The 26,336-nt window shown below is 55.2% G+C and carries 27 protein-coding genes; 16 read left to right on the forward strand and 11 right to left on the reverse strand.

Features of this window, described 5'->3' with window-relative positions; all coding sequences use genetic code 11:
• Position 1: 1 nt before the first annotated feature.
• The gene (locus LH23_RS09930) at positions 2-919 is read right to left on the reverse strand and encodes a LysR family transcriptional regulator (protein WP_039290725.1); all 918 of its coding nucleotides are present in this window, start codon (positions 917-919) and stop codon (positions 2-4) included.
• A 164-nt stretch (positions 920-1,083) separates the two neighbouring features.
• On the opposite strand from LH23_RS09930, the gene LH23_RS09935 reads away from it, so the two are divergent.
• The 3 genes from LH23_RS09935 (at position 1,084) to LH23_RS09945 (ending at position 4,225) form a co-directional block, all read left to right on the forward strand.
• Positions 1,084-1,725 (forward strand): hydrolase, encoded by a 642-nt coding sequence (locus LH23_RS09935; protein WP_039290728.1) that lies wholly within the window; start codon positions 1,084-1,086, stop codon positions 1,723-1,725.
• A gap of 65 nt (positions 1,726-1,790) precedes the next feature.
• Positions 1,791-2,336, forward strand: a complete 546-nt coding sequence (locus LH23_RS09940; RefSeq protein ID WP_008454525.1) for an antibiotic biosynthesis monooxygenase — start codon at positions 1,791-1,793, stop codon at positions 2,334-2,336.
• Positions 2,337-2,356: 20 nt separating this feature from the next.
• The gene (locus LH23_RS09945) at positions 2,357-4,225 is read left to right on the forward strand and encodes an amidohydrolase (protein WP_039296513.1); all 1,869 of its coding nucleotides are present in this window, start codon (positions 2,357-2,359) and stop codon (positions 4,223-4,225) included.
• A 52-nt stretch (positions 4,226-4,277) separates the two neighbouring features.
• Here LH23_RS09945 and LH23_RS09950 read toward each other — a convergent pair whose 3' ends face one another.
• The gene (locus tag LH23_RS09950; protein WP_008454530.1) at positions 4,278-4,880 is read right to left on the reverse strand and encodes a peroxiredoxin C; all 603 of its coding nucleotides are present in this window, start codon (positions 4,878-4,880) and stop codon (positions 4,278-4,280) included.
• A 200-nt stretch (positions 4,881-5,080) separates the two neighbouring features.
• The gene (gene acpH, locus LH23_RS09955) at positions 5,081-5,662 is read right to left on the reverse strand and encodes an ACP phosphodiesterase (protein WP_039290730.1); all 582 of its coding nucleotides are present in this window, start codon (positions 5,660-5,662) and stop codon (positions 5,081-5,083) included.
• 114 nt (positions 5,663-5,776) lie between these two features.
• On the opposite strand from acpH, the gene queA reads away from it, so the two are divergent.
• The 7 genes from queA (at position 5,777) to LH23_RS09990 (ending at position 12,597) form a co-directional block, all read left to right on the forward strand.
• Positions 5,777-6,847 (forward strand): tRNA preQ1(34) S-adenosylmethionine ribosyltransferase-isomerase QueA, encoded by a 1,071-nt coding sequence (queA, locus tag LH23_RS09960; protein ID WP_039290733.1) that lies wholly within the window; start codon positions 5,777-5,779, stop codon positions 6,845-6,847.
• Positions 6,848-6,999: 152 nt separating this feature from the next.
• Positions 7,000-8,127, forward strand: a complete 1,128-nt coding sequence (gene tgt / locus LH23_RS09965) for a tRNA guanosine(34) transglycosylase Tgt (protein ID WP_039290735.1) — start codon at positions 7,000-7,002, stop codon at positions 8,125-8,127.
• A 21-nt stretch (positions 8,128-8,148) separates the two neighbouring features.
• Entirely contained in the window at positions 8,149-8,481 is a 333-nt protein-coding gene (gene yajC / locus LH23_RS09970) for a preprotein translocase subunit YajC (RefSeq protein WP_039290737.1), read from the forward strand.
• A 27-nt stretch (positions 8,482-8,508) separates the two neighbouring features.
• The gene (secD, locus tag LH23_RS09975; RefSeq protein ID WP_071842707.1) at positions 8,509-10,356 is read left to right on the forward strand and encodes a protein translocase subunit SecD; all 1,848 of its coding nucleotides are present in this window, start codon (positions 8,509-8,511) and stop codon (positions 10,354-10,356) included.
• Between the two features lie 10 nt (positions 10,357-10,366).
• Positions 10,367-11,338, forward strand: a complete 972-nt coding sequence (gene secF / locus LH23_RS09980; RefSeq protein ID WP_008454542.1) for a protein translocase subunit SecF — start codon at positions 10,367-10,369, stop codon at positions 11,336-11,338.
• Between the two features lie 132 nt (positions 11,339-11,470).
• Positions 11,471-11,836 (forward strand): VOC family protein, encoded by a 366-nt coding sequence (locus tag LH23_RS09985; protein WP_039290742.1) that lies wholly within the window; start codon positions 11,471-11,473, stop codon positions 11,834-11,836.
• A 59-nt stretch (positions 11,837-11,895) separates the two neighbouring features.
• Positions 11,896-12,597: a helix-turn-helix transcriptional regulator gene (locus LH23_RS09990; protein ID WP_039290745.1), complete on the forward strand. Its 702-nt coding sequence runs from the start codon at positions 11,896-11,898 to the stop codon at positions 12,595-12,597.
• Between the two features lie 41 nt (positions 12,598-12,638).
• On the opposite strand, the gene LH23_RS09995 is transcribed toward LH23_RS09990, so the two are convergent.
• Together LH23_RS09995 and LH23_RS10000 are read right to left on the reverse strand one after the other, a co-directional pair.
• Positions 12,639-13,517 carry a nucleoside-specific channel-forming protein Tsx gene (locus tag LH23_RS09995; RefSeq protein WP_039290746.1) on the reverse strand — a complete coding sequence of 293 codons (879 nt, stop codon included), beginning with the start codon at positions 13,515-13,517 and terminating at the stop codon, positions 12,639-12,641.
• 681 nt (positions 13,518-14,198) lie between these two features.
• Positions 14,199-14,759 (reverse strand): DUF3251 domain-containing protein, encoded by a 561-nt coding sequence (locus LH23_RS10000; protein WP_039290749.1) that lies wholly within the window; start codon positions 14,757-14,759, stop codon positions 14,199-14,201.
• Between the two features lie 153 nt (positions 14,760-14,912).
• Between LH23_RS10000 and nrdR the strand changes: the two genes are divergently transcribed.
• The 5 genes from nrdR (at position 14,913) to thiL (ending at position 18,507) form a co-directional block, all read left to right on the forward strand.
• Complete coding sequence (gene nrdR / locus LH23_RS10005) at positions 14,913-15,362, forward strand: transcriptional regulator NrdR (protein WP_008454553.1); 450 nt, start codon at positions 14,913-14,915, stop codon at positions 15,360-15,362.
• 5 nt (positions 15,363-15,367) lie between these two features.
• Positions 15,368-16,486, forward strand: coding sequence for a bifunctional diaminohydroxyphosphoribosylaminopyrimidine deaminase/5-amino-6-(5-phosphoribosylamino)uracil reductase RibD (gene ribD, locus LH23_RS10010; RefSeq protein ID WP_039296516.1), 1,119 nt, complete (start codon positions 15,368-15,370; stop codon positions 16,484-16,486).
• 76 nt (positions 16,487-16,562) lie between these two features.
• Positions 16,563-17,033 (forward strand): 6,7-dimethyl-8-ribityllumazine synthase, encoded by a 471-nt coding sequence (ribE, locus tag LH23_RS10015; RefSeq protein ID WP_008454557.1) that lies wholly within the window; start codon positions 16,563-16,565, stop codon positions 17,031-17,033.
• A gap of 19 nt (positions 17,034-17,052) precedes the next feature.
• Complete coding sequence (nusB, locus tag LH23_RS10020; RefSeq protein ID WP_039290751.1) at positions 17,053-17,472, forward strand: transcription antitermination factor NusB; 420 nt, start codon at positions 17,053-17,055, stop codon at positions 17,470-17,472.
• 63 nt (positions 17,473-17,535) lie between these two features.
• The gene (gene thiL, locus LH23_RS10025) at positions 17,536-18,507 is read left to right on the forward strand and encodes a thiamine-phosphate kinase (protein ID WP_039290753.1); all 972 of its coding nucleotides are present in this window, start codon (positions 17,536-17,538) and stop codon (positions 18,505-18,507) included.
• Positions 18,508-18,652: 145 nt separating this feature from the next.
• Here thiL and LH23_RS10030 read toward each other — a convergent pair whose 3' ends face one another.
• Genes LH23_RS10030 through xseB form a run of 4 tightly spaced genes read right to left on the reverse strand, consistent with a single transcriptional unit; the run spans position 18,653 to position 22,722 of the window.
• On the reverse strand, positions 18,653-19,627 hold the full coding sequence (locus tag LH23_RS10030; protein WP_039290754.1) for an aldo/keto reductase: 975 nt from the start codon (positions 19,625-19,627) through the stop codon (positions 18,653-18,655).
• Between the two features lie 59 nt (positions 19,628-19,686).
• Complete coding sequence (gene dxs, locus LH23_RS10035) at positions 19,687-21,549, reverse strand: 1-deoxy-D-xylulose-5-phosphate synthase (protein ID WP_039290757.1); 1,863 nt, start codon at positions 21,547-21,549, stop codon at positions 19,687-19,689.
• 29 nt (positions 21,550-21,578) lie between these two features.
• Entirely contained in the window at positions 21,579-22,478 is a 900-nt protein-coding gene (ispA, locus tag LH23_RS10040) for a (2E,6E)-farnesyl diphosphate synthase (RefSeq protein ID WP_039290758.1), read from the reverse strand.
• 1 nt (position 22,479) lies between these two features.
• The gene (gene xseB, locus LH23_RS10045; RefSeq protein ID WP_039290760.1) at positions 22,480-22,722 is read right to left on the reverse strand and encodes an exodeoxyribonuclease VII small subunit; all 243 of its coding nucleotides are present in this window, start codon (positions 22,720-22,722) and stop codon (positions 22,480-22,482) included.
• 221 nt (positions 22,723-22,943) lie between these two features.
• Between xseB and thiI the strand changes: the two genes are divergently transcribed.
• Entirely contained in the window at positions 22,944-24,392 is a 1,449-nt protein-coding gene (gene thiI / locus LH23_RS10050; protein ID WP_008454575.1) for a tRNA uracil 4-sulfurtransferase ThiI, read from the forward strand.
• A 453-nt stretch (positions 24,393-24,845) separates the two neighbouring features.
• Here the strand turns inward: thiI and yajL are convergent, their stop codons facing one another.
• Entirely contained in the window at positions 24,846-25,442 is a 597-nt protein-coding gene (gene yajL / locus LH23_RS10055) for a protein deglycase YajL (RefSeq protein WP_008454578.1), read from the reverse strand.
• Positions 25,402-26,319, reverse strand: coding sequence for a 2-dehydropantoate 2-reductase (gene panE, locus LH23_RS10060; RefSeq protein WP_039290763.1), 918 nt, complete (start codon positions 26,317-26,319; stop codon positions 25,402-25,404). The genes yajL and panE overlap by 41 nt, the downstream gene beginning before the upstream one ends.
• Positions 26,320-26,336 lie beyond the last annotated feature (17 nt).

A 26,336-nucleotide genomic window follows, 5' to 3' on the forward strand; every position in this document is an offset into this window, starting at 1 on the left:
TTTAGCTCTCCGTCGGGGGCTGATAAAGGGCATTGACCAAATCCCCTTCAATGATCTTTTCTCGCCACCAGCGTGCGGCCAGGCCTTCGCCCCGGTTATGCCAGCCGATGTAGGTCACGTCCGTCTGGCGGAACGACACAACCGGTTTTTCAATCAGTTTGCCGCTGTTCAGGAGTGGTTGGGCGATGTGGCGGGGTAAAAATCCACAGGCCAGGCCTGAAACCAAAATAGCGACCTTGCTTGGGAAGTCGTACACCACCACGCGTTCTTGCTCTTCAATGTAATTGGTGTTGATTGGCTGGCAGTAACGCGCCGTATCGCCAATGATGGCCGCACGATGGCGGCAAACTTCGTCGCTGGAAAGCACATGTTCCACTTTTGCCAGCGAGTGATTGGGGGAGACGACAAACACGTTGTCCAGCGTGCCGAGCATCTTGTAGGAGTACTCGGATGACGTCGGCGGCTCGTTAATCGCGCCGAGAATGATATTCGCGCCGTTGTGGGTCAACTCTTCCCAGGCACCCGCCAGCGTATGGTGGGTAAAATTAAGCGTGGTCTGCTGGTCGAGAGCGTAGAACTCGTTCATCAGCGGTAGTAGGAGGTGGAAGGGAAATGAACCGTCCAGCGCAATGGTCAGTGTTTTTTCCCAGCCGGAGGTGGAGCGCAAAGCCTGGCTTTCCAGATCCTTCGCGGCGCTGAGCACCATCCGCCCTTTTTCCAGCACAATCCTGCCGGTATCGGTGAATTTGGCCCGATGGCCCGAGCGATCCAGCAGTTTAATATTCAGATCGTTTTCCAGCTTCTGCACCATATAACTCAGCGCGGCTGGCGTTTTAAACAGCGATTCAGCGGCGGCGGCAAAACTGCCGTGCTTGTCTAAGGCATCAAGAATAAGCAGCACATCTAAATTCACGCGCATAGTAATAGTCCGTTCGGGGCTTTGTCCTTGCAAAAGTCTATCACCAAAAAATTAAATAAGACGTTAGAAAATTCCGGCTATCAACCCTGCGGGAGTATGCAGAAAATAAAGGCGTCATCCAGAGATGGATACCTTAATAACTCATTGATAGCTGAGGGAATAAAATGTCTATTCGTGAACTGATCGACCCAACTAACTCCGCCCTTATTTTTATCGATCACCAGCCGCAAATGGCTTTCGGCGTGGCGAATATCGACCGCCAGATCCTGAAAAATAACACTGTGGCGCTGGCAAAGGCGGGCAAAATATTTAAGGTGCCGACGATTTATACCTCCGTCGAAACCAAAAGCTTCAGCGGCTATATCTGGCCTGAATTATTAGCCGTTTATCCTGAAATTAAGCCCATTGAGCGTACTTCCATGAACTCCTGGGAAGATAAAGCCTTTGTTGAGGCGGTGAAGGCGACGGGCCGTAAAAAACTGATTATTTCAGCGCTGTGGACCGAAGTGTGCCTGACCTTCCCGGCGCTGATGGCGCTGGAAGAAGGCTTTGAAGTGTATGTGGTGACCGACACTTCCGGCGGGACTTCTGCGGATGCCCACGAACGCGCCATTGACCGGATGGTGCAGGCCGGTGCCGTGCCGGTGACCTGGCAGCAGGTTCTGCTGGAGTACCAGCGCGACTGGTCACGCAAAGAAACTTACGACGCGGTGATGAACCTGGTTCGTGAGCACAGCGGGGCTTACGGCATGGGCGTCGACTACGCTTATACGATGGTTCACGGCGCGCCCGAACGTAAAGCCTGATGGATCACACTCGGGGCGGGTTCGCCGCTCCGTTTTCCTCCCCATTCTGACTCAGGAATTGCGGCATGGCCGACAACAATACCGTTACGCTGGTGATCACCCACGCAATCCGGCCCGGCGAGGCCGCTCGCTATGAGCAATGGCTGGAAAAGATTATGCCGACCGCCGCTCGGTTCCCTGGTCACCTTGGCGTCCATGTGATTCGCCCCACGGCCGGGAACGACACCTATAACGTGGTGATTCGCTTCGACACGCTCGAACATCTCAATGCCTGGACTGATTCCCCCGAGCGCCATCGCCTTGTGGCAGAGATCAAATCTTCGCTTGCCGACGATGACAAAGTGCAGGTGCACACCGAAACGGCCTTCTGGTTTACGCCGGAAAGCGCCACGGTGAAACGTCCGCCGCAGTGGAAGCAGTTCCTGATCACGCTGCTGGTTATTTTCCCCAGTACCAACCTCGTGCCGTGGCTGACGGGTATGTTGTTCCCTGGTTTACGCGGCACGCTTCCCGGGCACTTGCTTAACGATGCCTGCGTGGTGGCGCTGGTGGTCTGGCTCTGGATGCCGATGGTGACGAAGCTATTTGCCGGTTGGCTTAAAAAAGCATGATTTCTCAGGAGTCCCTGATTATGTCTCAACATGCCTCACTGATTTTGACTCATGGCCAGTTTCACACGCTGGATAAAGAGAATCCGCTGGCCGAAGCGGTAGCGATTAAAGACGGTAAAATTCTGGCGGCAGGCAGCACCGCTTATGTGATGAGCTTTGCCGGAGAAGGTACTCAGGTCGTCGATTTGAAAGGCCATACAGTAATCCCGGGCCTGAACGATTCGCACCTGCACCTGATTCGCGGTGGACTGAACTATAACCTTGAGCTGCGCTGGGAAGGTGTGCCTTCGCTGGCCGATGCTCTACGCATGCTAAAAGAACAGGCGCTGCGTACGCCGTCCCCGCAGTGGGTTCGCGTGGTAGGTGGCTGGACAGAGTTCCAGTTTGCCGAACGGCGCAGGCCTACCATCGAAGAGCTAAACGAAGCTGCGCCTGATACGCCGGTATTTGTTCTGCACTTGTATGACAGAGCCTTGCTCAACCGGGCCGCGTTGAAAGCGGTGGGCTACACCAAAGAGACGCCGAACCCGCCGGGCGGCGAGATTGTCCGTGACGGCAACGGAAATCCAACCGGAATGCTGGTGGCGAAGCCTAACGCGATGATCCTTTATTCCACGCTGGCAAAAGGACCAAAGCTGCCGCTGGAGATGCAGGTGAACTCAACTCGGCAGTTTATGCGTGAGCTGAACCGCCTGGGCGTGACCAGCGCGATCGATGCGGGTGGTGGTTTCCAGAACTACCCAGAGGATTACCAGGTTATCGACGAGCTGCACAGCAAAAAGCAGATGACGGTGCGCATTGCCTATAACCTGTTTACCCAGCGCCCTCAGCATGAGCTGGAAGATTTTGAAAAATGGACCGATATGCTGACGCCGGGGCAGGGGACCGACTTCTATCGCGCCAACGGGGCTGGCGAAATGCTGGTGTTCTCGGCAGCAGACTTTGAAGACTTCCTGCAGCCACGCCCGGATTTGCCGGACGGTATGGAGCAGGAGCTGGAGCGCGTGGTACGCCACCTGGTTGAACACCGCTGGCCGTTCCGATTACATGCCACCTACAACGAGTCCATCAGCCGTATGCTGGACGTGTTCGAAAAGGTCAATCGCGATATTCCGTTCAACGGTCTGCACTGGCTGTTTGACCACGCGGAGACGATTACCGAACGCAACATCGACCGGGTTAAGGCGCTGGGCGGTGGGATTGCAGTTCAGCACCGCATGGCTTTCCAGGGTGAATACTATGCGGAGCGCTACGGGATTGAAGCGGTGAAACAAACGCCGCCGGTGGCGAAAATGCTCGCGGCGGGCGTACCCGTGGGGTTAGGCACTGATGCCACGCGCGTGGCCAGCTACAACCCTTGGACGGCGCTTTACTGGCTGGTGTCCGGGCGCACGGTGGGTGGGATGCAGATGTACGACGAGAATAACCGTATGTCCCGCGATGTCGCCCTTGAGCTTTGGACTGCGGGCAGCGCCTGGTTCTCTAACGAGCAGGGCAAGAAAGGGCGGATTCAGGCCGGGCAACTGGCTGACCTGGTCGTGCTGTCTCAGGACTACTTCAGTGTGCCGGAAGAGGCTATCAAAGGGATTGAATCGGTGATGACCGTGGTGGATGGAAAAGTGGTTTATGCCACTGGTGCGTTCACTCCTCTGGCTCCGCCTGCCATTCCCGTTTTGCCAGACTGGTCGCCTGTGGTGAACGTGCCGGGGCATTACCGTTCCGCGCCGCCTGCAGCGGCAAAAGTGGGGATGATGGCAACGGTACATCAGTGCTGTGGCAGCTGTAACGTCCACGGGCATCAGCATGACGTGGCGCGTAAATCCTCGATTCCCGTCGGCGATGAGACGGCGTTCTGGGGCGTGATGGGCTGTTCCTGCTTTGCCTTCTGACAAAAACAAAAAAGGCCGCAATCGCGGCCTTTTCTTCGAGCTTGCTTAGCGATTACAGCTTAGCAACGTTCTCGCTCAGGTACTTAGCAACGCCGTCCGGAGACGCGTTCATGCCTTCTTTCCCTTTTTCCCACTGAGCCGGGCACACTTCGCCGTGCTCTTCGTGGAACTGCAGCGCGTCAACCATACGCAGCATTTCGTCGATGTTACGACCCAGCGGCAGATCGTTCACAACCTGGTGGCGAACGATACCGGCTTTGTCGATCAGGAAGGAGCCGCGCAGCGCAACGCCCGCTTCCGGGTGTTCGATGCCGTAGGCTTGCTGGATTTCACGTTTGATGTCAGCAACCATCGCGTATTTCACTTCGCCGATACCGCCTTTATCAACAGGGGTTTTACGCCATGCGTTGTGTACGAACTCGGAGTCAAAAGATACACCAACGACTTCTACGCCACGTTTCTGGAATTCTTCGTAACGCTTGTCGAACGCGATCAGTTCAGACGGGCAAACGAAGGTGAAGTCCATCGGCCAGAAGAACACAACGGTGGCTTTACCGTTGGTGTGTTTTTTGAAGTTGAAGTTTTCAACGATTTCGCCATTGCCCAGAACGGCAGCAGCGGTAAAGTCAGGGGCTGGACGAGTAACCAGGACCATATGTACTCCTGTTAATTTTGTTAAAGTGAATGTTAACGCAACGGGGGGAGTATAGGGGCTCCATTCCATGTAGCTCAATGGCATCTTGCCAATCAATCAGATAGGTTTTGGCTATCAAAAAGACGCTTATGTTGATGCCGGTAACCAAGATAGCCCTTTTTCTAAAAAGGGCAAGTTGTTCTAACGTGAACCGCGAACGATCACAAACTTTTTTGTTCCGCCATCGCCATCATGCGCGGGTAGAACTGCCAGAACAACTCCTCCAACTGGTCATAATGGGCGTCGAGATCGTGCCAGGAATCTCGCAGGGCATCGAGTTTTGGTCTACGGCTTGCCATCCCATTGAGAACGTTAGCAATAAAGTCCATATCCTGGTAACGCTCCAGCCAGCGTTCGCGCCACAAATAGTTATTGAGATTAATGAAACGCGGCGGCGTGTCGTCAAGCTTTGGCACAATCTGGCCGCGAGCATAGGCGACAAAATCTTCAAGCTCGATATCGGGGCAGACTTTATCCCAGTGGCGCGACAGGAAGTGGTCCCACATCACGTCCAGCGAAATAGGCGACACGCGACGCGTTTTAGGGCCAAACCAGCCTCGCGCAAGAGCCACTTCCGGCAGCCCGTCCGTCAGGACATCGACTCTGCGGTGCATATAAATTCCGGCCACGACCTCGGGCGAAAAGCTGTCGTCCGGGCTGCCGCGCACGAAATCCGCCAGCAAATTTCCCAGCAGTGAACTTTGGGCCAGATGTGCCAGATGCAGGTGGGCGAGAAAATTCATCGAATAGTTATTCCATTTATGGCGTTAAAACGGCCTGAGCGGGGTAAACGTGTTGCAGGGAAAGCCCCCTGCCACTAGACTAAGCCGCCTGTTTTTAAGTCTGAGTGCTATACCATGCGCGTTGCTGATTTTTCCTTTGAACTGCCTGAATCCCTGATTGCTCATTATCCGCAAGCCGAGCGCAGCAGCTGCCGCTTGCTGTCGCTGGACGGGCCGACGGGCGCATTGGCGCATGGCACTTTCACCGATTTGCTCGACAAGCTCAACCCCGGCGACCTGCTGGTGTTCAATAACACCCGCGTTATTCCGGCTCGTCTGTTTGGCCGTAAAGCCAGCGGCGGGAAAATTGAAGTGCTGGTCGAACGAATGCTGGATGATAAACGCATTCTGGCACACATTCGCGCTTCTAAAGCGCCAAAACCCGGTGCCGAGCTGCTGCTGGGTGATGATGAAAGCGTACACGCCACCATGGTTGCGCGCCACGATGCGCTGTTTGAAGTCGAGTTTAACGACGAGCGCGCCGTACTGGATATTCTGAATAACATCGGCCACATGCCGCTGCCGCCGTACATCGACCGCCCGGATGAAGAAGCAGACCGCGAGCTTTATCAAACGGTTTACAGCCAGAAGCCAGGGGCCGTTGCTGCGCCGACAGCGGGTCTGCACTTTGACGAGCCGTTGCTGGAAAAACTGCGTAATAAAGGTGTTGATATGGCGTTCGTCACGCTGCACGTTGGGGCGGGGACGTTCCAGCCGGTGCGCGTGGACAGCATTGAAGACCACATCATGCACTCTGAGTATGCCGAAGTGCCTCAGGACGTTGTGGACGCAGTGCTGGCCTGTAAAGCGCGGGGCAACCGCGTTATTGCGGTAGGAACCACGTCGGTACGTTCGCTGGAAAGTGCCGCTCAGGCCGCAAAAAACGACCTGATCGAGCCGTTCTTCGGCGATACCCAAATCTTCATCTACCCGGGCTATCAGTACAAAGTGATCGACGCGCTGGTGACGAACTTCCACCTGCCAGAGTCTACGCTGATTATGCTGGTCTCCGCGTTTGCCGGTTATAAAAATACAATGCACGCTTACCACGAAGCGGTGAAAGCGGAATATCGCTTCTTTAGCTACGGCGACGCGATGTTCATTACTTGTAATCCGCAGGCGATAAACGAACGCCCAGGGGCGTGATTGCCCCTCACCCTAACCAGGTCTTCTTTTCCCCCTCTCCCTTCCAGGGAGAGGGCCGGGGTGAGGGTAACCCACCCCAGCTTATTCCGCCGTGAGCACCGCCCACGGCGTTAATTGACTCACCAGACTGTTTCTCTGGTGCTGGAGGAAATGTGAAATTTGAATTAGATACCACCGACGGCCGCGCACGACGCGGTCGCCTGGTCTTTGAACGTGGCACCGTCGAAACCCCGGCTTTCATGCCGGTGGGCACTTACGGCACCGTAAAAGGGATGACGCCGGAAGAAGTTGAAGCCACGGGCGCGCAGATTATCCTGGGCAATACCTTCCATTTATGGCTGCGTCCAGGCCAGGAAATCATGAAACTGCACGGCGACCTGCATGATTTTATGCAGTGGAAAGGCCCAATCCTGACGGACTCCGGTGGTTTCCAGGTGTTCAGCCTGGGCGACATCCGTAAGATCACCGAAGCGGGCGTGCATTTCCGCAACCCGATCAACGGCGATCCTATTTTCCTCGATCCTGAAAAATCCATGGAAATTCAGTACGATCTGGGTTCCGATATCGTGATGATCTTCGACGAATGTACGCCGTACCCGGCGGACTGGGATTACGCGAAACGCTCCATGGAAATGTCCCTGCGTTGGGCGCAGCGTAGCCGCGATCGTTTTGATTCCCTTGGGAATAAAAATGCGCTGTTCGGCATTATTCAGGGCAGCGTTTACGAAGATTTACGAGATATCTCGGTAAAAGGTCTGGTAGAGATTGGCTTTGATGGCTACGCTGTCGGCGGCCTGGCGGTAGGTGAGCCGAAGGAAGACATGCACCGTATTCTGGAGCACGTCTGCCCGCAAATCCCTGCCGACAAACCACGTTACCTGATGGGCGTAGGTAAACCGGAAGACCTGGTTGAAGGGGTACGCCGCGGGATCGACATGTTCGACTGCGTCATGCCAACTCGTAATGCGCGTAACGGTCACCTGTTCGTGACGGATGGCGTAGTGAAAATCCGTAATGCTAAGCATAAAGATGACACCGCCCCGCTCGATGCCGAGTGTGATTGCTATACGTGTCGCAATTATTCACGTGCCTACTTGCATCATCTCGACCGTTGCAACGAAATACTGGGCGCGCGTCTCAATACCATTCATAACCTGCGCTATTACCAGCGTTTAATGGCTGGTTTACGTCAGGCCATTGAAGAGGGTAAATTAGACCACTTCGTGACGGATTTTTACGAGCGGACAGGTAAGCCGGTTCCACCTTTGAACGTTGATTAATTTAATAATGAGGGAATTTTAATGAGCTTTTTCATTTCTGATGCGGTAGCTGCAACAGGTGCTCCATCGCAGGGTAGCCCGTACTCTTTGATTCTTATGCTGGTGGTGTTCGGCCTGATTTTCTATTTTATGATCCTGCGTCCGCAGCAAAAGCGTACCAAAGAGCATAAAAAACTGATGGACTCCATCTCCAAGGGTGATGAAGTGCTGACCAACGGTGGTCTGGTTGGCCGCGTAACCAAAGTAGCTGAAACTGGCTACATTGCTATCGCGCTGAACGATACCACCGAAGTGGTTATCAAACGTGATTTCGTAGCTGCCGTTCTGCCGAAAGGCACCATGAAGGCGCTGTAATTTTCGTTTTCCCTAAGGGAACTACACGTGTTAAACCGTTATCCTTTGTGGAAGTACATCATGCTGATCGCCGTACTGGCGATTGGCCTGCTGTATGCGCTTCCCAACCTGTATGGTGAGGATCCGGCAGTTCAGTTAACTGGCGTGCGCGGTGCCGCCGCCAGTGAACAAACGCTGATCCAGGTCGAAAACACCTTAAAACAAGAAAATATCACCGCTAAGTCTGTGGCGCTGGAAGAGGGCGCTATTCTCGCTCGCTTCGACTCTACCGATACCCAGCTCCGTGCGCGTGAAGCGCTGATGAGCGTAATGGGCGACAACTATGTCGTGGCGCTTAACCTTGCTCCTGCTACCCCTCGCTGGATGTCGACTATCGGTGCGAACCCGATGAAGCTCGGTCTTGACCTGCGCGGCGGCGTCCACTTCCTGATGGAAGTCGATATGGACACAGCGCTGGGCAAGCTCCAGGAACAAAATATCGATGGCCTGCGCAGCGACCTGCGTGACAAGGGCATTGCTTATACCAACGTGCGTAAAGCCGACAATTACGGCGTAGACATCGTATTCCGTGATTCAAGCGCGCGCGACTCTGCAAGAGATTACCTCTCCTCCCGCCATCGCGATCTGGTGTTCTCCAACCAGGGTAGCAATACGCTGCGTGCGGTGATGAGCGATGCTCGCCTGAGCGAAGCGCGTGAGTACGCGGTTCAGCAGAACATCAACATCCTGCGTAACCGTGTGAACCAGCTTGGCGTCGCCGAACCGCTGGTGCAGCGTCAGGGTGCTGACCGCATCGTGGTTGAATTGCCGGGTATTCAGGACACCGCGCGTGCGAAAGAAATCCTGGGCGCAACCGCTACGCTGGAATTCCGCCTGGTAAATACCAACGTGGATGCCTCTGCGGCAGCGTCTGGCCGCGTGCCGGGTGACTCCGAAGTGAAGCAGACTCGCGAAGGCCAGCCGGTCGTGCTGTACAAGCGCGTGATTCTGACCGGGGACCATATCACTGACTCCACGTCCAGCATGGATGAATACAACCAGCCACAGGTAAACATCTCCCTGGACAGCGCTGGCGGTAACATCATGTCTAACTTCACCAAAGACAACATCGGCAAGCCGATGGCGACCCTCTTTGTGGAGTACAAGGACAGCGGTAAGAAAGACGCGAATGGCCGTTCCGTCCTGATGAAAGAAGAAGAAGTTATCAACGTGGCGAACATTCAGTCTCGCCTGGGTAACAGCTTCCGTATCACCGGGATCAGCAATCCGAATGAAGCTCGCCAGCTCTCTCTGCTGCTGCGCGCGGGTGCGCTGATTGCGCCGATTCAGATTGTTGAAGAACGTACCATCGGCCCAACGCTGGGTCTGGAAAACATCAAGCAGGGCCTGGAAGCGTGTCTGGCAGGTCTGGTGGTCTCTATCATCTTTATGGTCTTCTTCTATAAGAAGTTTGGCCTGATTGCGACCTCTGCGCTGCTGGCTAACCTGGTGCTGATTGTGGGGATCATGTCCCTGCTGCCAGGGGCGACGCTGACCATGCCGGGTATTGCGGGTGTCGTCTTAACCCTTGCGGTAGCGGTGGATGCCAACGTACTGATTAACGAACGTATCAAAGAAGAACTGCGAAACGGGCGTTCGGTACAGCAGGCCATTGATGAAGGCTACAAAGGCGCGTTCAGCTCCATTTTCGATGCCAACATCACCACGCTTATCAAAGTTATCATCCTGTATGCCGTGGGCACCGGGGCGATCAAAGGGTTTGCTATTACCACCGGTATTGGCGTTGCGACCTCGATGTTTACCGCAATCGTCGGCACCCGTGCCATCGTGAACCTGTTGTACGGCGGCAAACGCATCAACAAGCTGTCTATCTAAGGAGTGCGTTGTGGCACAGGAATATACTGTTGAACAATTGAACCACGGCCGTAAAGTCTATGACTTTATGCGCTGGGACAACTGGGCCTTCGGCATCTCCGGCATTCTGCTGATCCTTTCCGTCGCGATTATCGGCGTGAAAGGCTTCAACTGGGGCCTGGACTTTACCGGCGGTACGGTAATCGAAATCGGGCTGGAAAAACCAGCCGAGCTGGACACCATGCGCGCCGCGCTGCAGAAGGCGGGCTTTGAAGAGCCGCTGGTGCAGAACTTCGGCAGCAGCCGTGACATCATGGTGCGCATGCCGCCTGCTAAAGGCGAAACCGGCGGCCAGGTGCTCGGCAGCAAGGTTGTGAGCGTGATTAACGAAGCAACCAGCCAGAATGCGGCAGTGAAACGTATTGAGTTTGTCGGCCCAAGCGTGGGTGCGGATCTGGCTCAAAACGGTGCGATGGCGCTGCTCGTCGCGCTGCTGTCTATTCTGGTGTACGTAGGGTTCCGCTTCGAGTGGCGTCTGGCTGCCGGTGTGGTTATCAAGCTGGCGCACGACGTGGTGATTACCATGGGTGTGCTGTCGCTGTTCCACATTGAAATTGACCTGACCATCGTCGCGTCGTTGATGTCGGTTATCGGCTACTCGCTGAACGACAGCATCGTGGTTTCGGACCGTATTCGTGAAAACTTCCGCAAGATCCGCCGCGGGACGCCTTACGAGATCTTTAACGTCTCCCTGACCCAGACGCTGCAAAGGACCTTGATCACTTCCGGTACCACCTTAGTGGTTATCCTGATGCTGTATCTGTTCGGTGGGGCGCTGCTGAAAGGCTTCTCCCTGACGATGCTTATCGGTGTCACTATCGGTACCGTGTCTTCTATCTACGTCGCCTCTGCGCTGGCGTTGAAGCTGGGCATGAAGCGCGAGCATATGCTGCAGCAAAAGGTAGAGAAAGAAGGGGCGGATCAGCCGTCCATTCTGCCGTAATAGCGTTAAGCGTTTGATAAAACCGCAGCCTTAGAGCTGCGGTTTTTTTTCGCCCGGTGTTTTTCTCCTGACAGTATGGTGTCAGGAGGGGGTCAGTAGACTCGTGGTTACTGACAACACTGGAGAAACACAATGAGCACACTCATCAACTGGTTTGAGATCCCCGTTACCGATATGGCGCGAGCGGTCGCTTTTTACCAACGTGTACTGAACGCTGAATTTCGTCGCGAAACGATAGCTGGCGTGGAGAATGCGGTATTTTCGTATAACCAACCTGCCACCGGCGGCTCTTTGGTGAAGGGGGAGCGGTTTGTGCCTTCAGAGACAGGCGCGGTGATTTATCTTTATACGCCCGATATCGTTAAAGCATTACAGCAGGTAGAAGTGGCGGGAGGCCGGCTGGATTTTGGTCCGCAGGTGTTGCCCTATGATATCGGCACGATTGCGTTAATGATCGACAGCGAGGGCAATCGCATCGGGTTGCATCAGCCGGTTTAAGTCTTAATACTGACGCTAAAGCCTGCCGCCCGGGCAGGCCTTATTTTCCCGGAACGCCCATGAGCCGAAGAGCCGATCGATTATTTCAGATAGTGCAAATCCTTCGCGGCAGGCGGCTGACGACGGCTGCACAGCTTGCCGAACGGCTGGAGGTCTCGGAGCGAACTATCTACCGCGACATTCAGGATCTCTCCCTCTCCGGCGTGCCGATAGAAGGGGAGGCGGGCTGTGGCTATCGCCTGCTGGCAGGGTACGATCTTCCTCCGCTGATGCTGACGACCGGAGAAGTTGAGGCGGTGATTGCGGCGCTAAGAATGGTGCAAACCTGGAGCGGGGAATCGCTGGCCAAATCTGCCGAGTCCGTGCATGAAAAACTCCTCGCTGTGCTCACCCCGGAAAAGCGCCGGGTTGCCGAACGTAGTCGTATAATTTCGCCTAATTTTAATAAGTTTCCGCAGGTGAAAGCCCGGTTCGATCTGTTTCATGCCGCCATCGACAAATTCCAGGTTGTTCATCTTCTTTATGAGGATGAAAAAGGGGAATTGACGGAGCGGGATATTCACCCTCTGGGGCTGTCATTTTGGGGAGAGGTCTGGCTGCTGGTGGCCTGGTGCGAGGCTCGGAATGATTATCGTAGCTTCAGGCTGGATCGCTGCCGGGATATTCATTTAACCGGGCGGGTGTTTCAGGAGCGCCACGATCGTTCTCTGCAGGCTTTTATTGCGCTTCAGAAGGCCAAAGGCTATCTGCCTGAGAAATAAAAAAACCGGCCAGTTGGCCGGTTTTTTACAGGTGGCGGCGATTAGAAGTTGTAACCTACCACGAAGTAGCCGCCCCAGCCGGTTGCGCGAACGGTTTCAGTCATCCAGTTCAGCTGGGTGCCGTCGTTCCACTGGCCGCCGTTATGGAAGTAACGGGCCACGATGGAGTAGTGCAGGTGATCGTAGTTCAGCGACAGGATGTGGCTGGAAGCGATGGAGTTGCTGGTACGCTGCTTCAGACCGTTAGTGCCGTAGCCGCTGTCTTTGCCCAGATCTGAACCCCAGTCAAAGTTGGTGAAACCGATATAGCTCAGGTTACCGCCCCACAGGGAGGTAATCGGCACGAAGTATTTCACCTTGAAACGGTAGCCGTCCCACTCGTTTTCGTTGCTCGCTTTATAGTTCTGCCACTGGTATTTGGCATACACGTTCATCGACAGGCTCATCGGCAGGCCGGTATCGATGTCGGTACCCAGACCCATGTACCAGGTGCTTTGGCGACCCGTCGCGTTACGGCCCATATCGTAAATGTAGTTGTTCGCGAAGTACCACTCTTTGAACGGACCAAAGCTCAGGTCGGTCCCGGTCAGCTTATCGATGGAGAAGCGAGGTTCGATTTCCATAAACAGTGGGGAACCGTGGTTCCAGATCCCTTTCGCCTGGGTGTTACCGCCGAAGAAGACTGGCGCATCCACGTAGCCGTAGAAATCGAACCAGTCTTTTTTGGCGAATGCTTCATATTCCAGGTAGGTATCGTTGCGCAGCTGAGGCCCGAAACGGGTGTGATAGCTGCCGACAACGTTAACGCTCTGGTGCCACCAGTCGGAGAGGTATTCGCTGTTTTTTGCTTCTTCTGCGCTGGCAGAGAAAGAGCTGGAAAGCGCCAGAACGGTGCCGGCTGCCAGAATAATTTTTTTCATATTTTTAGCCACTGTTTACGTAATTTTGGTGCGATGCGGATGTGAGATGTCATCCCTGGCCGCCGGTCTCAGGGGAAGGACCTTTGCAGCGCGACTATTATAGAAATCCCTGCTCACAAAAATATGTTCTATTTCACATTCTTCTCATATGCGTAATCGATTGCGTTCACGTTTGCGCACATTAAAAACGGCGTGATTGTACCTGCTTCGTCAAATTACGCAAACGTATGCCGGGTTGTTACATCTAAATGTGATGTGGATCACTCTAAGGGCGAAGTGATAATAGTGGGGCTGCTTCACATATTGTGCGGGGCGTGTGAAAGAGTGTGACAAGCTCTCTCGTCGAAAAATGTCTCTTAGTCATCTTTTTGTTTCATCGCTTTCGGGAGTACGGGGTGGCTTCGACCCTCACCCCGGCCCTCTCCCAGAGGGAGAGGGGGAAAACCGCCGATGATTGATTTCCTCTCCCAGAAGAAGAGGGGGGGAAACCGACGATGATCTCTTCCCTCTCCCAGAGAGGTTGAGGGAAAACCAGCGGCGGGGGATTTTTATTCCCTCTCCCAGAGGGGGAAAACCAGCGATGGGGGATTTTTATTCCCTCTCCCTTTTAGGGAGAGGGCCAGGGTGAGGGTAAGAAGCGAATCTGTGGTTGAAGCGAGCGTTGGGCAAGGAGCGAAAAACTTATTGCGCGGCCATTGGCTGTGCGGCAGAAACTGGCTGAATATCGTGTACGCGCACAAACCCTAATTGATCGGGCGTGATACCGGACAGGCGAAGCGGAATCGACACGTCACTCGGGGCGAGGATGCTGGCCGGAGCGTCTATAGATTGTGTTTGCACGTTAACTTCCTGGAAGTTGTCCGTGGTCCCCTGGATCTGCCCCCATTCCACTTTGCCGCTGAAGGCCGGCAGCGGATCGTTCGATTCCCCCTGAATCAGCAACGTGGCGCGGGTGCCGTTGGCTTCAGCCGCAACGTTAGTCAGCGACATTTTCAGGTTACCAATCTGGCTGTTAAGGCGTGCAGCCGTGTTTGAACCCGGCAGAAGGTAAACGCCGCTGGTCGACTTCGCGTTCAGAGCATTCTGCTGGGTCAGCTTCACCGTTTGCTGGCTAAGTTTGGTCATTTCCTGATTTAAGGAACCAATTTGACTGCGCATCTGACGTACTTCAGTTTGCTGGGCGCAAGCGGTCAGGCTCATCAGACTTGAAACCAGGATAATTCTTAAGTAAGTCTTTGTCATGGTTGGTTTTTCCTCGTTAAGGTTCGCTGATTTAAGCGTAGTTCTTCGTATTTGGAAAGTCATATTTGACGTCGCAGCGTCGGCGCTGTCTTTGTACTCCCGCAACTTCGCGGTAAACTATTGTTCATCTTTATAATCCCAGCAGGAAACGCTATGCATTGCCCATTCTGTTTCGCCGTGGACACCAAAGTTATCGACTCTCGCCTGGTGGGTGAAGGTTCCTCCGTACGCCGTCGGCGCCAGTGCCTGGTTTGTCACGAACGCTTCACGACTTTCGAGGTTGCGGAGCTGGTGATGCCGAGAGTGGTGAAGAGCAATGAGGTGCGCGAGCCGTTTAACGAAGACAAACTGCGCAGCGGCATCCTGAAAGCGCTGGAAAAACGTCCGGTCAATTCTGACGACGTGGAAATGGCTATCAGCCATATTAAGTCGCACCTTCGAGCAACCGGCGAACGCGAAATCCCGAGTAAACTCATCGGTAACCTGGTGATGGAGCAGCTCAAGAAGCTGGATAAAGTCGCCTATATTCGCTTTGCTTCGGTTTACCGTAGCTTTGAAGATATCAAAGAATTTGGTGAAGAAATCGCCCGTTTACAGGATTAATGCCGATGTCCCTTGATGAACAGTTTATGGCTCGAGCGCTTGAGCTGGCTAAGCGCGGGCGTTTTACCACTGCACCGAACCCGAATGTCGGCTGCGTGATAGTTAAAGACGGCAAGATTGTGGGGGAAGGGTTCCACTTTCGTGCCGGGGAACCTCATGCGGAAGTTCACGCTTTGCGCATGGCAGGCGAGGAGGCCCGGGGCGCAACGGCTTACGTTACGCTCGAACCCTGTAGCCACCATGGCCGCACGCCACCGTGCTGCGATGCCCTGATTGCCGCAGGCGTTTCTCGAGTGGTTGCCGCCATGCAGGATCCTAATCCGCAGGTTGCCGGTCGGGGCCTCTACCGTTTGCAGCAGGCGGGCATTGAAGTTAGCCACGACCTGATGATGAACGAAGCCGAAGCGCTGAACCGCGGGTTCCTCAAGCGTATGCGTACCGGATTCCCGTACATTCAGCTTAAGTTAGGTGCCTCGCTGGACGGCCGTACCGCGATGGCAAGCGGAGAAAGTAAATGGATTACCTCTCCCCAGGCGCGTCGCGACGTGCAGCGCCATCGCGCGCAAAGTGCCGCTATTCTTTCCAGTGACGCAACTGTATTGGCAGATAACCCGTCATTAACTGTCCGCTGGGATGAACTGGATAGTGCCAGCCAGGCAATTTATGCCGAACAGGATTTGCGCCAGCCGATTCGTATTGTGCTGGATCGTCAAAACCAGGTAACACCGCAGCACCAAATTATTGCCAATCCGGGGCAAACCTGGCTTGCCCGCAGCCAGGCGGATGAACAACCCTGGCCTGAGGGCGTTGAGCAACTGCTGGTGCCTGAACATAACGGCCATCTTGATTTGGTCGTGTTAATGATGCAGCTTGGCAAACGCCAGGTGAATTCTGTCTGGGTGGAGGCAGGGGCAACGCTTGCCGGGGCGCTGTTGCAGGCGGGCCTGGTAGATGAACTGATTGTCTACGTCGCGCCAAAATTATTAGGCAATGATGCCCGCGGTTTGTGCGAGCTTCCAGGCCTTGAAAAACTTGCTGATGTGCCGGAGTTCCGCTTTAGCGAAGTCCGCCAGGTCGGCCCCGATTTGTGCCTGCATTTGACGCCCATTTACGGACGCCAGTAAAACGTAAGCAGTCACGAAAAGATTATGATAAAATCCGCCCCCCTGCGGGGCTAAACAGAACCCGTAAAGGAAGATTATGAACATTATTGAAGCTGCTGTTGCTACTCCTGACGCTCGCGTCGCCATCACCATCGCGCGTTTTAACAACTTCATCAATGACAGCCTGCTGGAAGGTGCTATCGACGCCCTGAAACGCATTGGTCAGGTGAAAGACAAAAACATCACCGTAGTTTGGGTGCCGGGCGCTTACGAGCTGCCGCTGGCCGCTGATGCTCTGGCAAAAACCGGTAAATACGATGCTGTTATCGCGCTGGGTACCGTGATTCGCGGAGGCACTGCACACTTCGAATACGTTGCCGGCGGTGCCAGCAACGGTCTGTTAAGCGTAGGCCAGGACAGCGGTATTCCCGTTGCCTTCGGCGTGCTGACCACCGAAAGCATTGAACAAGCCATCGAACGCGCTGGCACCAAAGCCGGTAACAAAGGTGCAGAAGCTGCACTGACCGCGCTTGAAATGATTAATGTATTGAAAGCCATCAAGGCCTGATTTTTGTAAGGGGAAATCCGTGAAACCTGCTGCTCGTCGCCGCGCCCGTGAGTGTGCCGTCCAGGCGCTCTACTCCTGGCAGTTGTCTAAAAACGACATCTCTGATGTCGAATACCAGTTCCTGGCGGAACAGGACGTCAAAGACGTTGACGTTGTCTACTTCCGCGAGCTGCTGAGCGGCGTGGCTACTAACAGCGCGTATCTGGATGGGCTGATGAAGCCTTACCTGTCCCGTCTGCTTGAAGAGCTGGGCCAGGTGGAAAAAGCGGTACTGCGCATTGCGCTGTTTGAATTGTCCAAACGTGATGATGTGCCGTACAAAGTGGCCATCAACGAAGCGATTGAGCTGGCGAAAACCTTCGGCGCCGAAGATAGCCACAAATTCGTTAACGGCGTTCTCGACAAAGCCGCTCCAGCTATCCGTCCCCACAAGAAGTAATCTCCTGGCCGGGTTTTCCCGGCCTTCTTTTTTCCTGCAACTGACATTCCTGAGGTATCACGCATGGCATGCGGTGAGTTTTCCCTGATTGCCCGTTACTTCGATCGCGTTACAAGTTCTCGTCGTGATGTGGAAGCCGGTATTGGCGACGACTGTGCGTTGCTGTCGGTACCTGAAAAACAACTGCTGGCAATCAGCACCGATACGTTAGTGAGCGGTAATCACTTCCTGCCGGATATCGATCCGCGGGATTTGGGTTACAAGGCGCTGGCGGTGAATTTAAGCGATCTGGCCGCAATGGGCGCAGATCCGGCCTGGTTAACGCTTGCGATAACGCTCCCGGAAGTGGATGAAGCGTGGCTGGAGGCATTCAGCGACAGCCTGTTCGAACAGCTGGATTATTACGATATGCAGCTGATTGGCGGCGACACAACCCGCGGTCCACTTTCCCTGACGTTGGGCATCCACGGCATGATCCCTGCCGGACGAGCGCTCAAGCGCAGCGGTGCCAAAGCCGGGGACTGGATCTATGTCACCGGCACGCCGGGCGACAGCGCGGCGGGTCTGGCAATTCTGCAGCAGCGTCTGCAGGTTGCGAATGCACAGCATGCGGATTACCTGCTTAAGCGACATCTGCGCCCAACGCCGCGCGTTTTACACGGTCAGGCGCTGCGCGATCTGGCCAATAGCGCCATCGATCTTTCTGACGGTCTGATTTCCGACCTCGGCCATATCCTGAAGGCCAGCGAGTGCGGGGCGCGTATCGATCTCGATTTGCTGCCGTATTCCGAAGCGTTGCGCGAGCATGTTGAACCAGAGCAGGCGCTGAAATGGGCGATGTCCGGCGGCGAAGACTATGAGCTGTGCTTCACCGTGCCGGAGCTAAACCGTGGCGCACTGGACGTGGCTATCGGCAATCTGGGCGTGCCTTATACCTGTATCGGGCAGATTGTTTCTGCGTCGGAAGGGTTACAGTTTACCCGCGAAGGGAAGCCGGTGACGCTGGAGATGAAGGGTTACGATCACTTTTCGTAGTGGATGACCCTCACCCCAACCCTCTCCCTAAAAGGGAGAGGGAGCCAAAACAATAAAGTCTCCTCTCGGTCTTCAAGATAAGGGGACTTAAAGGCGGGAACGGTTTCCCCCCTCTCCCTATGGGAGAGGGCCGGGGTGAGGGTAATTATTTATATCCCGCCACCGGATGCCGCTGATACGGCGTCTCCAGCTCGGCAATTTCCTCAGACTTCAACGTTAAATCTACCGCACCAAGCAGGTCGTCCAGTTGCTCCAGGCGTGAAGGCCCGACAACCGGCGCGGCGATTCCCGGTTTGCTTAGCAGCCAGGCCAGTGCTACCTGTGCGCGTGAAACGCCCTTATCCGCGGCGATGTTTGCCAACCGCTCGGCGATAAGCGCGTCGTTTTCGTTATTGGTCTGGTACAGCGATTTTCCCACTTCATCCGAGACTGATCGCGCCGTGGTGTCTCCCCAGGGGCGAGTCAGCTTGCCGCGTGCGAGCGGGCTCCAGGGGATCACCGCAATTTTTTCTTTGTAGCACAGCGGGAACATCTCCAGCTCTTCTTCACGGTAAATCAGGTTGTAGTGATCCTGCATGGTGACAAACCGCGCCCAGCCTGCCTGAGACTGCAGGGCGAGAGCCTGAGCAAACTGATCGCTGCGCATTGAAGAGGCGCCGATATAGCGTGCTTTCCCGGCCTTAACCACGTCGTTAAGTGCCTCTAGCGTCTCTTCAATGGGCGTGTTGTAGTCCCAGCGGTGGATTTGCAGCAAATCGACGTAGTCGGTACCGAGCCGCTTCAGACTATCGTCAATCGAACGCAGGATCTGTGGGCGGGAGAGTCCCTGAGGCAGATCGCCAACTTTGTTGTAAACCTTCGTGGCAACCACAACGTCCTGGCGGCGAGCGAAGTCGCGCAGCGCGCGGCCTAAAATCTCTTCGCTGCTGCCGTCGGAGTAGTTATTTGAGGTGTCGAAGAAGTTGATCCCTTTTTCCAGCGCGTGGCGGATTATTTCCCGGCTGCTCTCTTCGGGAAGTGTCCAGGCATGGCTGCCGCGGTCCGGTTCGCCAAAGGTCATACAGCCGAGGCAAAGGCGGGAGACGTTAAGGTCGGTGGTACCTAAAGGATTGTATTGCACGATATCGCTCCTGCTTATGTAGGAATATCTATTAAGCATAGCAGGAGCAATAAGAGGGATTAGTTGAGCCAGCTCCGGATCTTAGCTTCGATCCCGGCCGCATCAAGGCCGATTTCCGCGCGCGCTTCTTCCTGAGTGCCCTGAGGAATGAAGAAATCAGGCAGGCCGAGGTTAAGCACGGGAACCGGTTTGCGATGTGCCATCAGCACTTCGTTCACGCCGCTACCGGCCCCGCCCATAATGGCGTTCTCTTCAATCGTTACCAAAGAGTCGTGGCTGGCGGCAAGTTCGAGAATCAGGGCTTCATCCAGTGGCTTAACAAAACGCATATCGACCAGCGTGGCATTCAGCGCTTCGGCTGCCGCGGCGGCTTCCGGCAGCAGAGTACCGAAGTTGAGCAGCGCAATTTTTTCGCCTTCGCGTTTCACAACGCCTTTACCTATTGGCAGCTCCGCGAGCGGTTCCAGCTCAGCGCCGGTTCCGGTTCCGCGCGGGTAACGCACGGCGCTTGGACCTGCGCTGTAGTGGTAACCCGTATGCAGCATCTGGCGGCATTCGTTTTCGTCGCTTGGGGTCATGATAACCATGTCCGGAATGCAGCGCAGGAACGAAATATCAAAAGCGCCCTGGTGCGTCTGGCCGTCTGCTCCGACAATGCCTGCGCGATCGATGGCAAACATCACCGGCAGCTTCTGAATCGCTACGTCGTGAATCACCTGGTCGTAAGCGCGCTGCAGGAAGGTGGAGTAGATCGCAACCACTGGCTTATAGCCGCCAATCGCCAGGCCCGCTGCGAAGGTCACCGCGTGCTGCTCGGCAATCGCCACATCAAAGTACTGGTCAGGATACTGGCGCGAAAATTCCACCATGCCGGAGCCTTCACGCATGGCAGGCGTAATGGCCATCAGTTTGTCATCGTGGGCTGCGGTTTCGCACAGCCAGTTGCCGAAAATCTTCGAATAGCTCGGCAGGCCGCCGGTGCTTTTCGGCAGCGTGCCGCTCTGAGGATCGAACTTCGGTACCGCGTGGAAGCTGATCGGATCTTTTTCCGCTGGCGCGTAGCCGCGCCCCTTTTTGGTCATGATATGCAGGAACTGCGGGCCTTTCAGGCTGCGCATATTCTTCAGCGTATTGACCAGGCCAATCACATCGTGGCCGTCGATAGGCCCGATATAGTTAAAGCCGAGTTCTTCAAACAGCGTGCCTGGCACCACCATGCCTTTGATGTGCTCTTCGGTGCGCTTCAGTAGCTCTTTAATCGGCGGTACGCCGGAGAAGACTTTCTTGCCGCCTTCGCGCAGCGTGGAGTAAAGCTTGCCGGAAAGCAGCTGCGCCAGATGATTGTTCAGCGCACCGACGTTCTCGGAAATCGACATTTCGTTGTCGTTCAGTACGACCAGCATGTCCGGGCGAATATCGCCGGCATGGTTCATCGCTTCGAAAGCCATCCCGGCGGTGATAGCGCCATCGCCAATCACACAGACGGTTTTACGGTCTTTTCCTTCCTTTTCAGCGGCAACGGCAATCCCGATACCTGCGCTAATGGAGGTGGAAGAGTGGCCCACGCTCAGCACGTCATACTCGCTTTCCGCGCGCCACGGGAACGGATGCAGGCCACCTTTTTGGCGAATAGTGCCAATTTTGTCGCGGCGACCGGTCAGAATTTTGTGCGGATAGGCCTGGTGGCCAACGTCCCAGATGAGTTGATCAAAAGGTGTGTTATAGACGTAGTGCAGCGCCACGGTCAGTTCGACCGTGCCGAGACCGGAGGCAAAGTGCCCGCTGGAGCGGCTTACGCTGTCGAGCAGATAACGGCGTAGCTCATCGCAAAGCTTAGGCAAGCTCTCTTTAGGCAGCACTCGCAGGTCCGGGCTGGCATCCACCAGAGCGAGGGTCGGGTATTTGGCGATATCAAAACTCATCAGAAATCTAAACTCATCGTTGTTATACGTTATTTATCACGGTGGATAATGTAGTTTGCTAACGCTTCCAGTGCCGCTGTGTTCAGCGACAGCTCAGAAAGTTCGGCCAGAGCCTGCAATGCTTCCTGATAGAGATCCTGCGCTTTTGCCTGCGCCTGTTCAAGCCCCAGCAGCGCCGGATAGGTACTTTTGCCCAGTTGCTGATCGGCGCCCTGGCGTTTTCCTATCGTGGCGGTATCGCCGACAACGTCCAGAATGTCATCCTGAACCTGGAAAGCCAGGCCGATGCTTGCAGCATAGCGGTCCAGAATCGGCAGGGCTTTTCGGCCTGCTTCACCGGCACTCAGCGCGCCCAGGCGAACAGCGGCGCGAATCAATGCCCCGGTTTTATGGCGGTGAATACGCTCCAGGGAAGCCAGGTCAACTTGCTTGCCTTCAGCTTCTAAATCCAGCGCCTGGCCGCCACACATGCCTGCCACGCCGCTGGCGGTGGCGAGTTCTGAAACCATAGCTAAGCGATCGGCAATATCAACGCCGGGCATCGGCGCATCACTCAGTATAGAAAACGCCAGCGTTTGCAGGGCATCTCCGGCCAGAATGGCATTTTCTTCGCCAAATTTAATGTGGCAGGTCGGCTGGCCACGACGTAAATCGTCGTTATCCATGGCCGGTAAGTCATCATGAATCAGCGAATAGGCGTGAATGCATTCCACTGCCGCGGCAGGGGCATCGAGTGCTTCATCGGCGACGCCAAACATTTCACCGGTAGCGTACACCAGGAACGGACGCAGGCGTTTACCGCCCAATAGTGCGCCATAGTGCATCGCTTCAACCAGTGGACTGTTCTGAAACGGCAGCGGCGCCAGAAAGCGCGCAATAGCGTCGTTAACCCGTACAACGTGGGCCTGAAGCTGTTGGTTAAAATCCATATTACTCGGCGTCCGGGGTAAAGGGAGTCAGAGGGGCGTCTTCGCTGTCGCTCAGTAAAATCTGTACGCGTTGCTCAGCCTGCTGGAGTTTCACTTGCCCCTGGCGAGCCAGCTGCACGCCGCGCTCAAATTCGTTTAACGCCTCTTCAAGGGCGAGATCGCCGCTTTCCAGACGAGTAACTATTTGCTCCAGTTCGACCAGTGCGGTTTCGAAGCTGGCCGGAGATTCGGTTTTTTTCGGCATGGTGAATGTCTGACTCTGTTTTAATTCGACGCCGACATGGTAGCGGAGTCAATGTGATTATCAAGCTAGCTCGTACAAGTCGGTTAAGGTGCGCAGTCTTTGTGGGATGGTGATATACTTGCGCGCCTCGGATGCAGGTGGCATGACGCCGCTGCAAGTACTTCTTTCTACGCCCGCGTGCTGCGCAGCCAGCCCGGCTGACTAAACGAACCCTTACCGCCATGAAGTTTATCATTAAATTGTTCCCGGAAATCACCATCAAGAGCCAATCTGTGCGCATACGCTTTATTAAGATGCTCACCGGGAATATTCGTAACGTTTTAAAACACTACGATGAGAGCCTGGCGGTTGTTCGCCACTGGGACAACATTGAAGTTCGCGCCAAAGATGAAAACCAGCGTATCGCCATTCGTGAAGCGCTGACCCGCATTCCGGGTATCCACCACATTCTTGAAGTTGAAGATGTGCCGTACACCGACATGCACAATATCTTTGAGCAGGCGTTAGAGCTGTACCGCGACAAACTGGAAGGTAAAAGTTTCTGCGTGCGCGTAAAACGCCGTGGCAAACACGAATTTAGCTCCATTGAAGTTGAGCGCTACGTTGGGGGCGGCCTGAATCAGCACATCGAATCCGCTCGCGTTAAGCTCAACGATCCGGATGTGACAGTTAATCTTGAGATTGAAAACGATCGCCTGCTGCTGGTTAAAGGCCGCTACGAAGGCATCGGCGGTTTCCCGATCGGGACTCAGGAAGACGTGCTGTCGCTGATTTCCGGCGGCTTCGACTCCGGCGTGTCCAGCTACATGCTGATGCGTCGCGGCTGTCGCGTGCATTATTGCTTCTTCAACCTGGGCGGGGCTGCTCATGAAATCGGCGTGAAGCAGGTGGCGCATTATCTGTGGAACCGCTTCGGCAGCTCTCACCGCGTGCGTTTTGTTGCCATTAACTTTGAGCCAGTGGTCGGCGAGATCCTGGAGAAAGTGGAAGACGGGCAGATGGGCGTGGTGCTGAAACGTATGTTTGTGCGTGCCGCCTCTCAGGTTGCCGAGCGCTACGGCGTTCAGGCTCTGGTGACCGGCGAAGCGTTAGGCCAGGTGTCCAGCCAGACGCTGACCAACCTACGCCTGATCGACAATGTTTCCGATACGCTGATCCTGCGCCCGCTGATCTCCCACGACAAAGAGCACATTATCGATCTGGCCCGTGAAATCGGTACCGCTGATTTCGCTCGTACCATGCCAGAATACTGCGGCGTGATCTCGAAAAGCCCGACCGTGAAAGCGGTGAAGGCGAAGATTGAGGAAGAAGAGCAGAAGTTTGACTTCTCGATTCTGGATCGCGTGGTTGCCGAGGCGACCAATATCGATATCCGCGATATTGCGACCCAGACGAAGCAGGACGTTGTGGAAGTCGAAACGGTTAATGCGTTTGGCGCCAACGAGGTATTGCTGGACATTCGCTCCAACGACGAAGTCGATGAGAAACCTTTTGCGCTGGAAGGCGTTGAGGTTGTGGCGCTGCCGTTCTACAAGCTGAGCACCAAGTTCGGCGATCTCGACCAGAGTAAAACTTACCTGCTGTGGTGCGAGCGTGGCGTGATGAGCCGCCTGCAGGCGCTGTATTTGAGCGAGCAGGGCTTTAAGAATATTAAGGTTTACCGTCCGTAAAGGACTGACCCTCACCCCGGCCCTCTCCCTAAAAGGGAGAGGGAGAATTCAGGGGGAGTGCTCTCTTCCTAAAAGGGAGAGGGAGAATTCAGGGGGAGTGCTCTCTTCCTAAAAGGGAGAGGGAGAATTCAGGGGGAGTGCTCTCTTCCTAAAAGGGAGAGGGAGAATTCAGGGGGAGTGCTCTCTTCCTAAAAGGGAGAGGGAGAATTCAGGGGGGAGTGCTCTCTCCCTAAAAGGGAGGGGGAGAATTCAGGTGAAGTGCTCTCTTCCTAAAAGGGAGAGGGAGAATTCAGGGGAAGTGCTCTCTTCCTAAAAGGGAGAGGGAGAATTCAGGGGAGAGCGCTCTCTTCCAAAAGGGAGAGAGTTCTGGTTAGCTCGATTTCTCGAAAGAAGAGGGAGTACACCGTTTTGGTTCCCTCGCCCCTTTGGGGAGAGGGTTAGGGTGAGGGACCCTTACTGGTAATCCCTGAAGCTATAAATCCCCGCCGCCAGCACCAACTGCTGCGACACTTCATGAGCCTTTTCGCGGCTCACCAGCAAATCAATAATCTTCAGTGCAAAATCAATCGCGGTTCCTGGCCCCTGGCTGGTGAGCAGGTTAACTCGCGGATCCCAGACAACGCGTTTATCCTGCCATTGCCCTTCGGGAATAGTGTCCTTCAGGCCTGGGAAACCGGTCATGTTACCTATCGGGAACAGCTCGTGCGGGACCAGAACAGTGCCCGCCGCCGCGCAAATGGCAGCCACGATTCTGCCCGACAGATGAAACTGACGCACGGTCTCGACCAACAGCGGGCTGTCGCGGAAGCATTCGGCACCTTTCAGGCCGCCGGGGAGCACCACGATGTCAAAATCGCCGTCGGCCACTTCAACCAGTGGTGCATCCGCCAGTAATTTCACGCCGCGTGAGCAAACAATTTTCAGGTCTCCGTCGGGGGCAACGCTCGCCGTTGTCACCTTGATCCCGGCGCGGACCAGCAAATCGATAGTGGTAACTGCTTCGGTCTCTTCAGTGCCAGGTGCCAGGCAGACCAGCGCTTGTGCGCTCATATTCATTCTCCTTACGTTTAACCTGCTCATAGAGCCGGGCATTCACCGGCACAGGGACGCCGTGAGCTCTCGCTCTGCGCAGCAGGTAGCCGGTGATATAGTCAATTTCCGTGTGGCGCTCCAGGCGGATGTCCTGCAGCATCGATGAGGTATTTTCAGCCGTGCTTTCAATCACCTGTCCGACATAATCCAGCAGGCTTTCGGGTGAGGTATGGTGACCCTCGCGCGTCATCACCTGGGCCACTTCCTCACAAATGCTGGCCACCTCATCGGGATGATGCTTCAGCTCGCCGTTAGTGCAGTTGTACAGCGCGGTCAGCGGGTTTATCACGCAGTTTACCGCGAGTTTGTTCCAGCTCGCCGGCTGAATATTGTTGTGCCAGGCCACATCGGGCAGCGCGGCATGGAGTGTATCTGCAAGGTAGCTGAAGTCGCTGGCTTTAGCGTTCCCCGGGCCAACGTGAGTTATGCCGGAAGCGACGTGCACAATCACGTTTCCGTCTCTTTTCGCGGCCTGAGTGGTTAGCCCGAGTAACAAAGGCTGAGGCAGGCCGTTTAGCTCATCCAGCGTGCCCATTCCGTTATGCAGCAGCAATATCGGGCAGCTCGAAGGCAGTTGGGCTGCCAAAGTGCGCACGGCATCGGAAACCTGCCACGCTTTGAGCGTCACGAGCAGGAGATCGCTGGTGGCGAGAAATTCGGGATCGTTAGCCGTGAAGGACTCGTTAAAGACGCTGCCATCGGTGTTATCGAGCAGATTGACGTAGCAATACGGCTGCGGCACCCGCAGCCAGCCCTGAAGCTCATGCCCTTGCTTGTGAAGTGCGGTCAACCAGAGCTGACCCAGCGCACCGCAACCCAGCACGGTGATTTTCATTATTGCCTCCCCATTCG

This window comes from Cedecea neteri, assembly GCF_000758305.1.
Taxonomy (GTDB): Bacteria; Pseudomonadota; Gammaproteobacteria; order Enterobacterales; family Enterobacteriaceae; genus Cedecea; species Cedecea neteri_C.

Coding starts and splice junctions, on each gene's coding strand:
- ribD (WP_039296516.1), top strand. CDS start 15,368: ATGTCCCTTGATGAACAGTTTATGGCTCGAGCGCTTGAGCTGGCTAAG.
- LH23_RS10000 (WP_039290749.1), bottom strand. CDS start 14,759: ATGACAAAGACTTACTTAAGAATTATCCTGGTTTCAAGTCTGATGAGC.
- thiI (WP_008454575.1), top strand. CDS start 22,944: ATGAAGTTTATCATTAAATTGTTCCCGGAAATCACCATCAAGAGCCAA.
- thiL (WP_039290753.1), top strand. CDS start 17,536: ATGGCATGCGGTGAGTTTTCCCTGATTGCCCGTTACTTCGATCGCGTT.
- ribE (WP_008454557.1), top strand. CDS start 16,563: ATGAACATTATTGAAGCTGCTGTTGCTACTCCTGACGCTCGCGTCGCC.
- yajC (WP_039290737.1), top strand. CDS start 8,149: ATGAGCTTTTTCATTTCTGATGCGGTAGCTGCAACAGGTGCTCCATCG.
- xseB (WP_039290760.1), bottom strand. CDS start 22,722: ATGCCGAAAAAAACCGAATCTCCGGCCAGCTTCGAAACCGCACTGGTC.
- LH23_RS09950 (WP_008454530.1), bottom strand. CDS start 4,880: ATGGTCCTGGTTACTCGTCCAGCCCCTGACTTTACCGCTGCTGCCGTT.
- LH23_RS09940 (WP_008454525.1), top strand. CDS start 1,791: ATGGCCGACAACAATACCGTTACGCTGGTGATCACCCACGCAATCCGG.
- LH23_RS09985 (WP_039290742.1), top strand. CDS start 11,471: ATGAGCACACTCATCAACTGGTTTGAGATCCCCGTTACCGATATGGCG.
- LH23_RS09935 (WP_039290728.1), top strand. CDS start 1,084: ATGTCTATTCGTGAACTGATCGACCCAACTAACTCCGCCCTTATTTTT.
- ispA (WP_039290758.1), bottom strand. CDS start 22,478: ATGGATTTTAACCAACAGCTTCAGGCCCACGTTGTACGGGTTAACGAC.
- yajL (WP_008454578.1), bottom strand. CDS start 25,442: ATGAGCGCACAAGCGCTGGTCTGCCTGGCACCTGGCACTGAAGAGACC.
- dxs (WP_039290757.1), bottom strand. CDS start 21,549: ATGAGTTTTGATATCGCCAAATACCCGACCCTCGCTCTGGTGGATGCC.
- LH23_RS09945 (WP_039296513.1), top strand. CDS start 2,357: ATGTCTCAACATGCCTCACTGATTTTGACTCATGGCCAGTTTCACACG.
- panE (WP_039290763.1), bottom strand. CDS start 26,319: ATGAAAATCACCGTGCTGGGTTGCGGTGCGCTGGGTCAGCTCTGGTTG.
- acpH (WP_039290730.1), bottom strand. CDS start 5,662: ATGAATTTTCTCGCCCACCTGCATCTGGCACATCTGGCCCAAAGTTCA.
- LH23_RS09995 (WP_039290746.1), bottom strand. CDS start 13,517: ATGAAAAAAATTATTCTGGCAGCCGGCACCGTTCTGGCGCTTTCCAGC.
- LH23_RS09930 (WP_039290725.1), bottom strand. CDS start 919: ATGCGCGTGAATTTAGATGTGCTGCTTATTCTTGATGCCTTAGACAAG.
- queA (WP_039290733.1), top strand. CDS start 5,777: ATGCGCGTTGCTGATTTTTCCTTTGAACTGCCTGAATCCCTGATTGCT.
- LH23_RS09990 (WP_039290745.1), top strand. CDS start 11,896: ATGAGCCGAAGAGCCGATCGATTATTTCAGATAGTGCAAATCCTTCGC.
- nrdR (WP_008454553.1), top strand. CDS start 14,913: ATGCATTGCCCATTCTGTTTCGCCGTGGACACCAAAGTTATCGACTCT.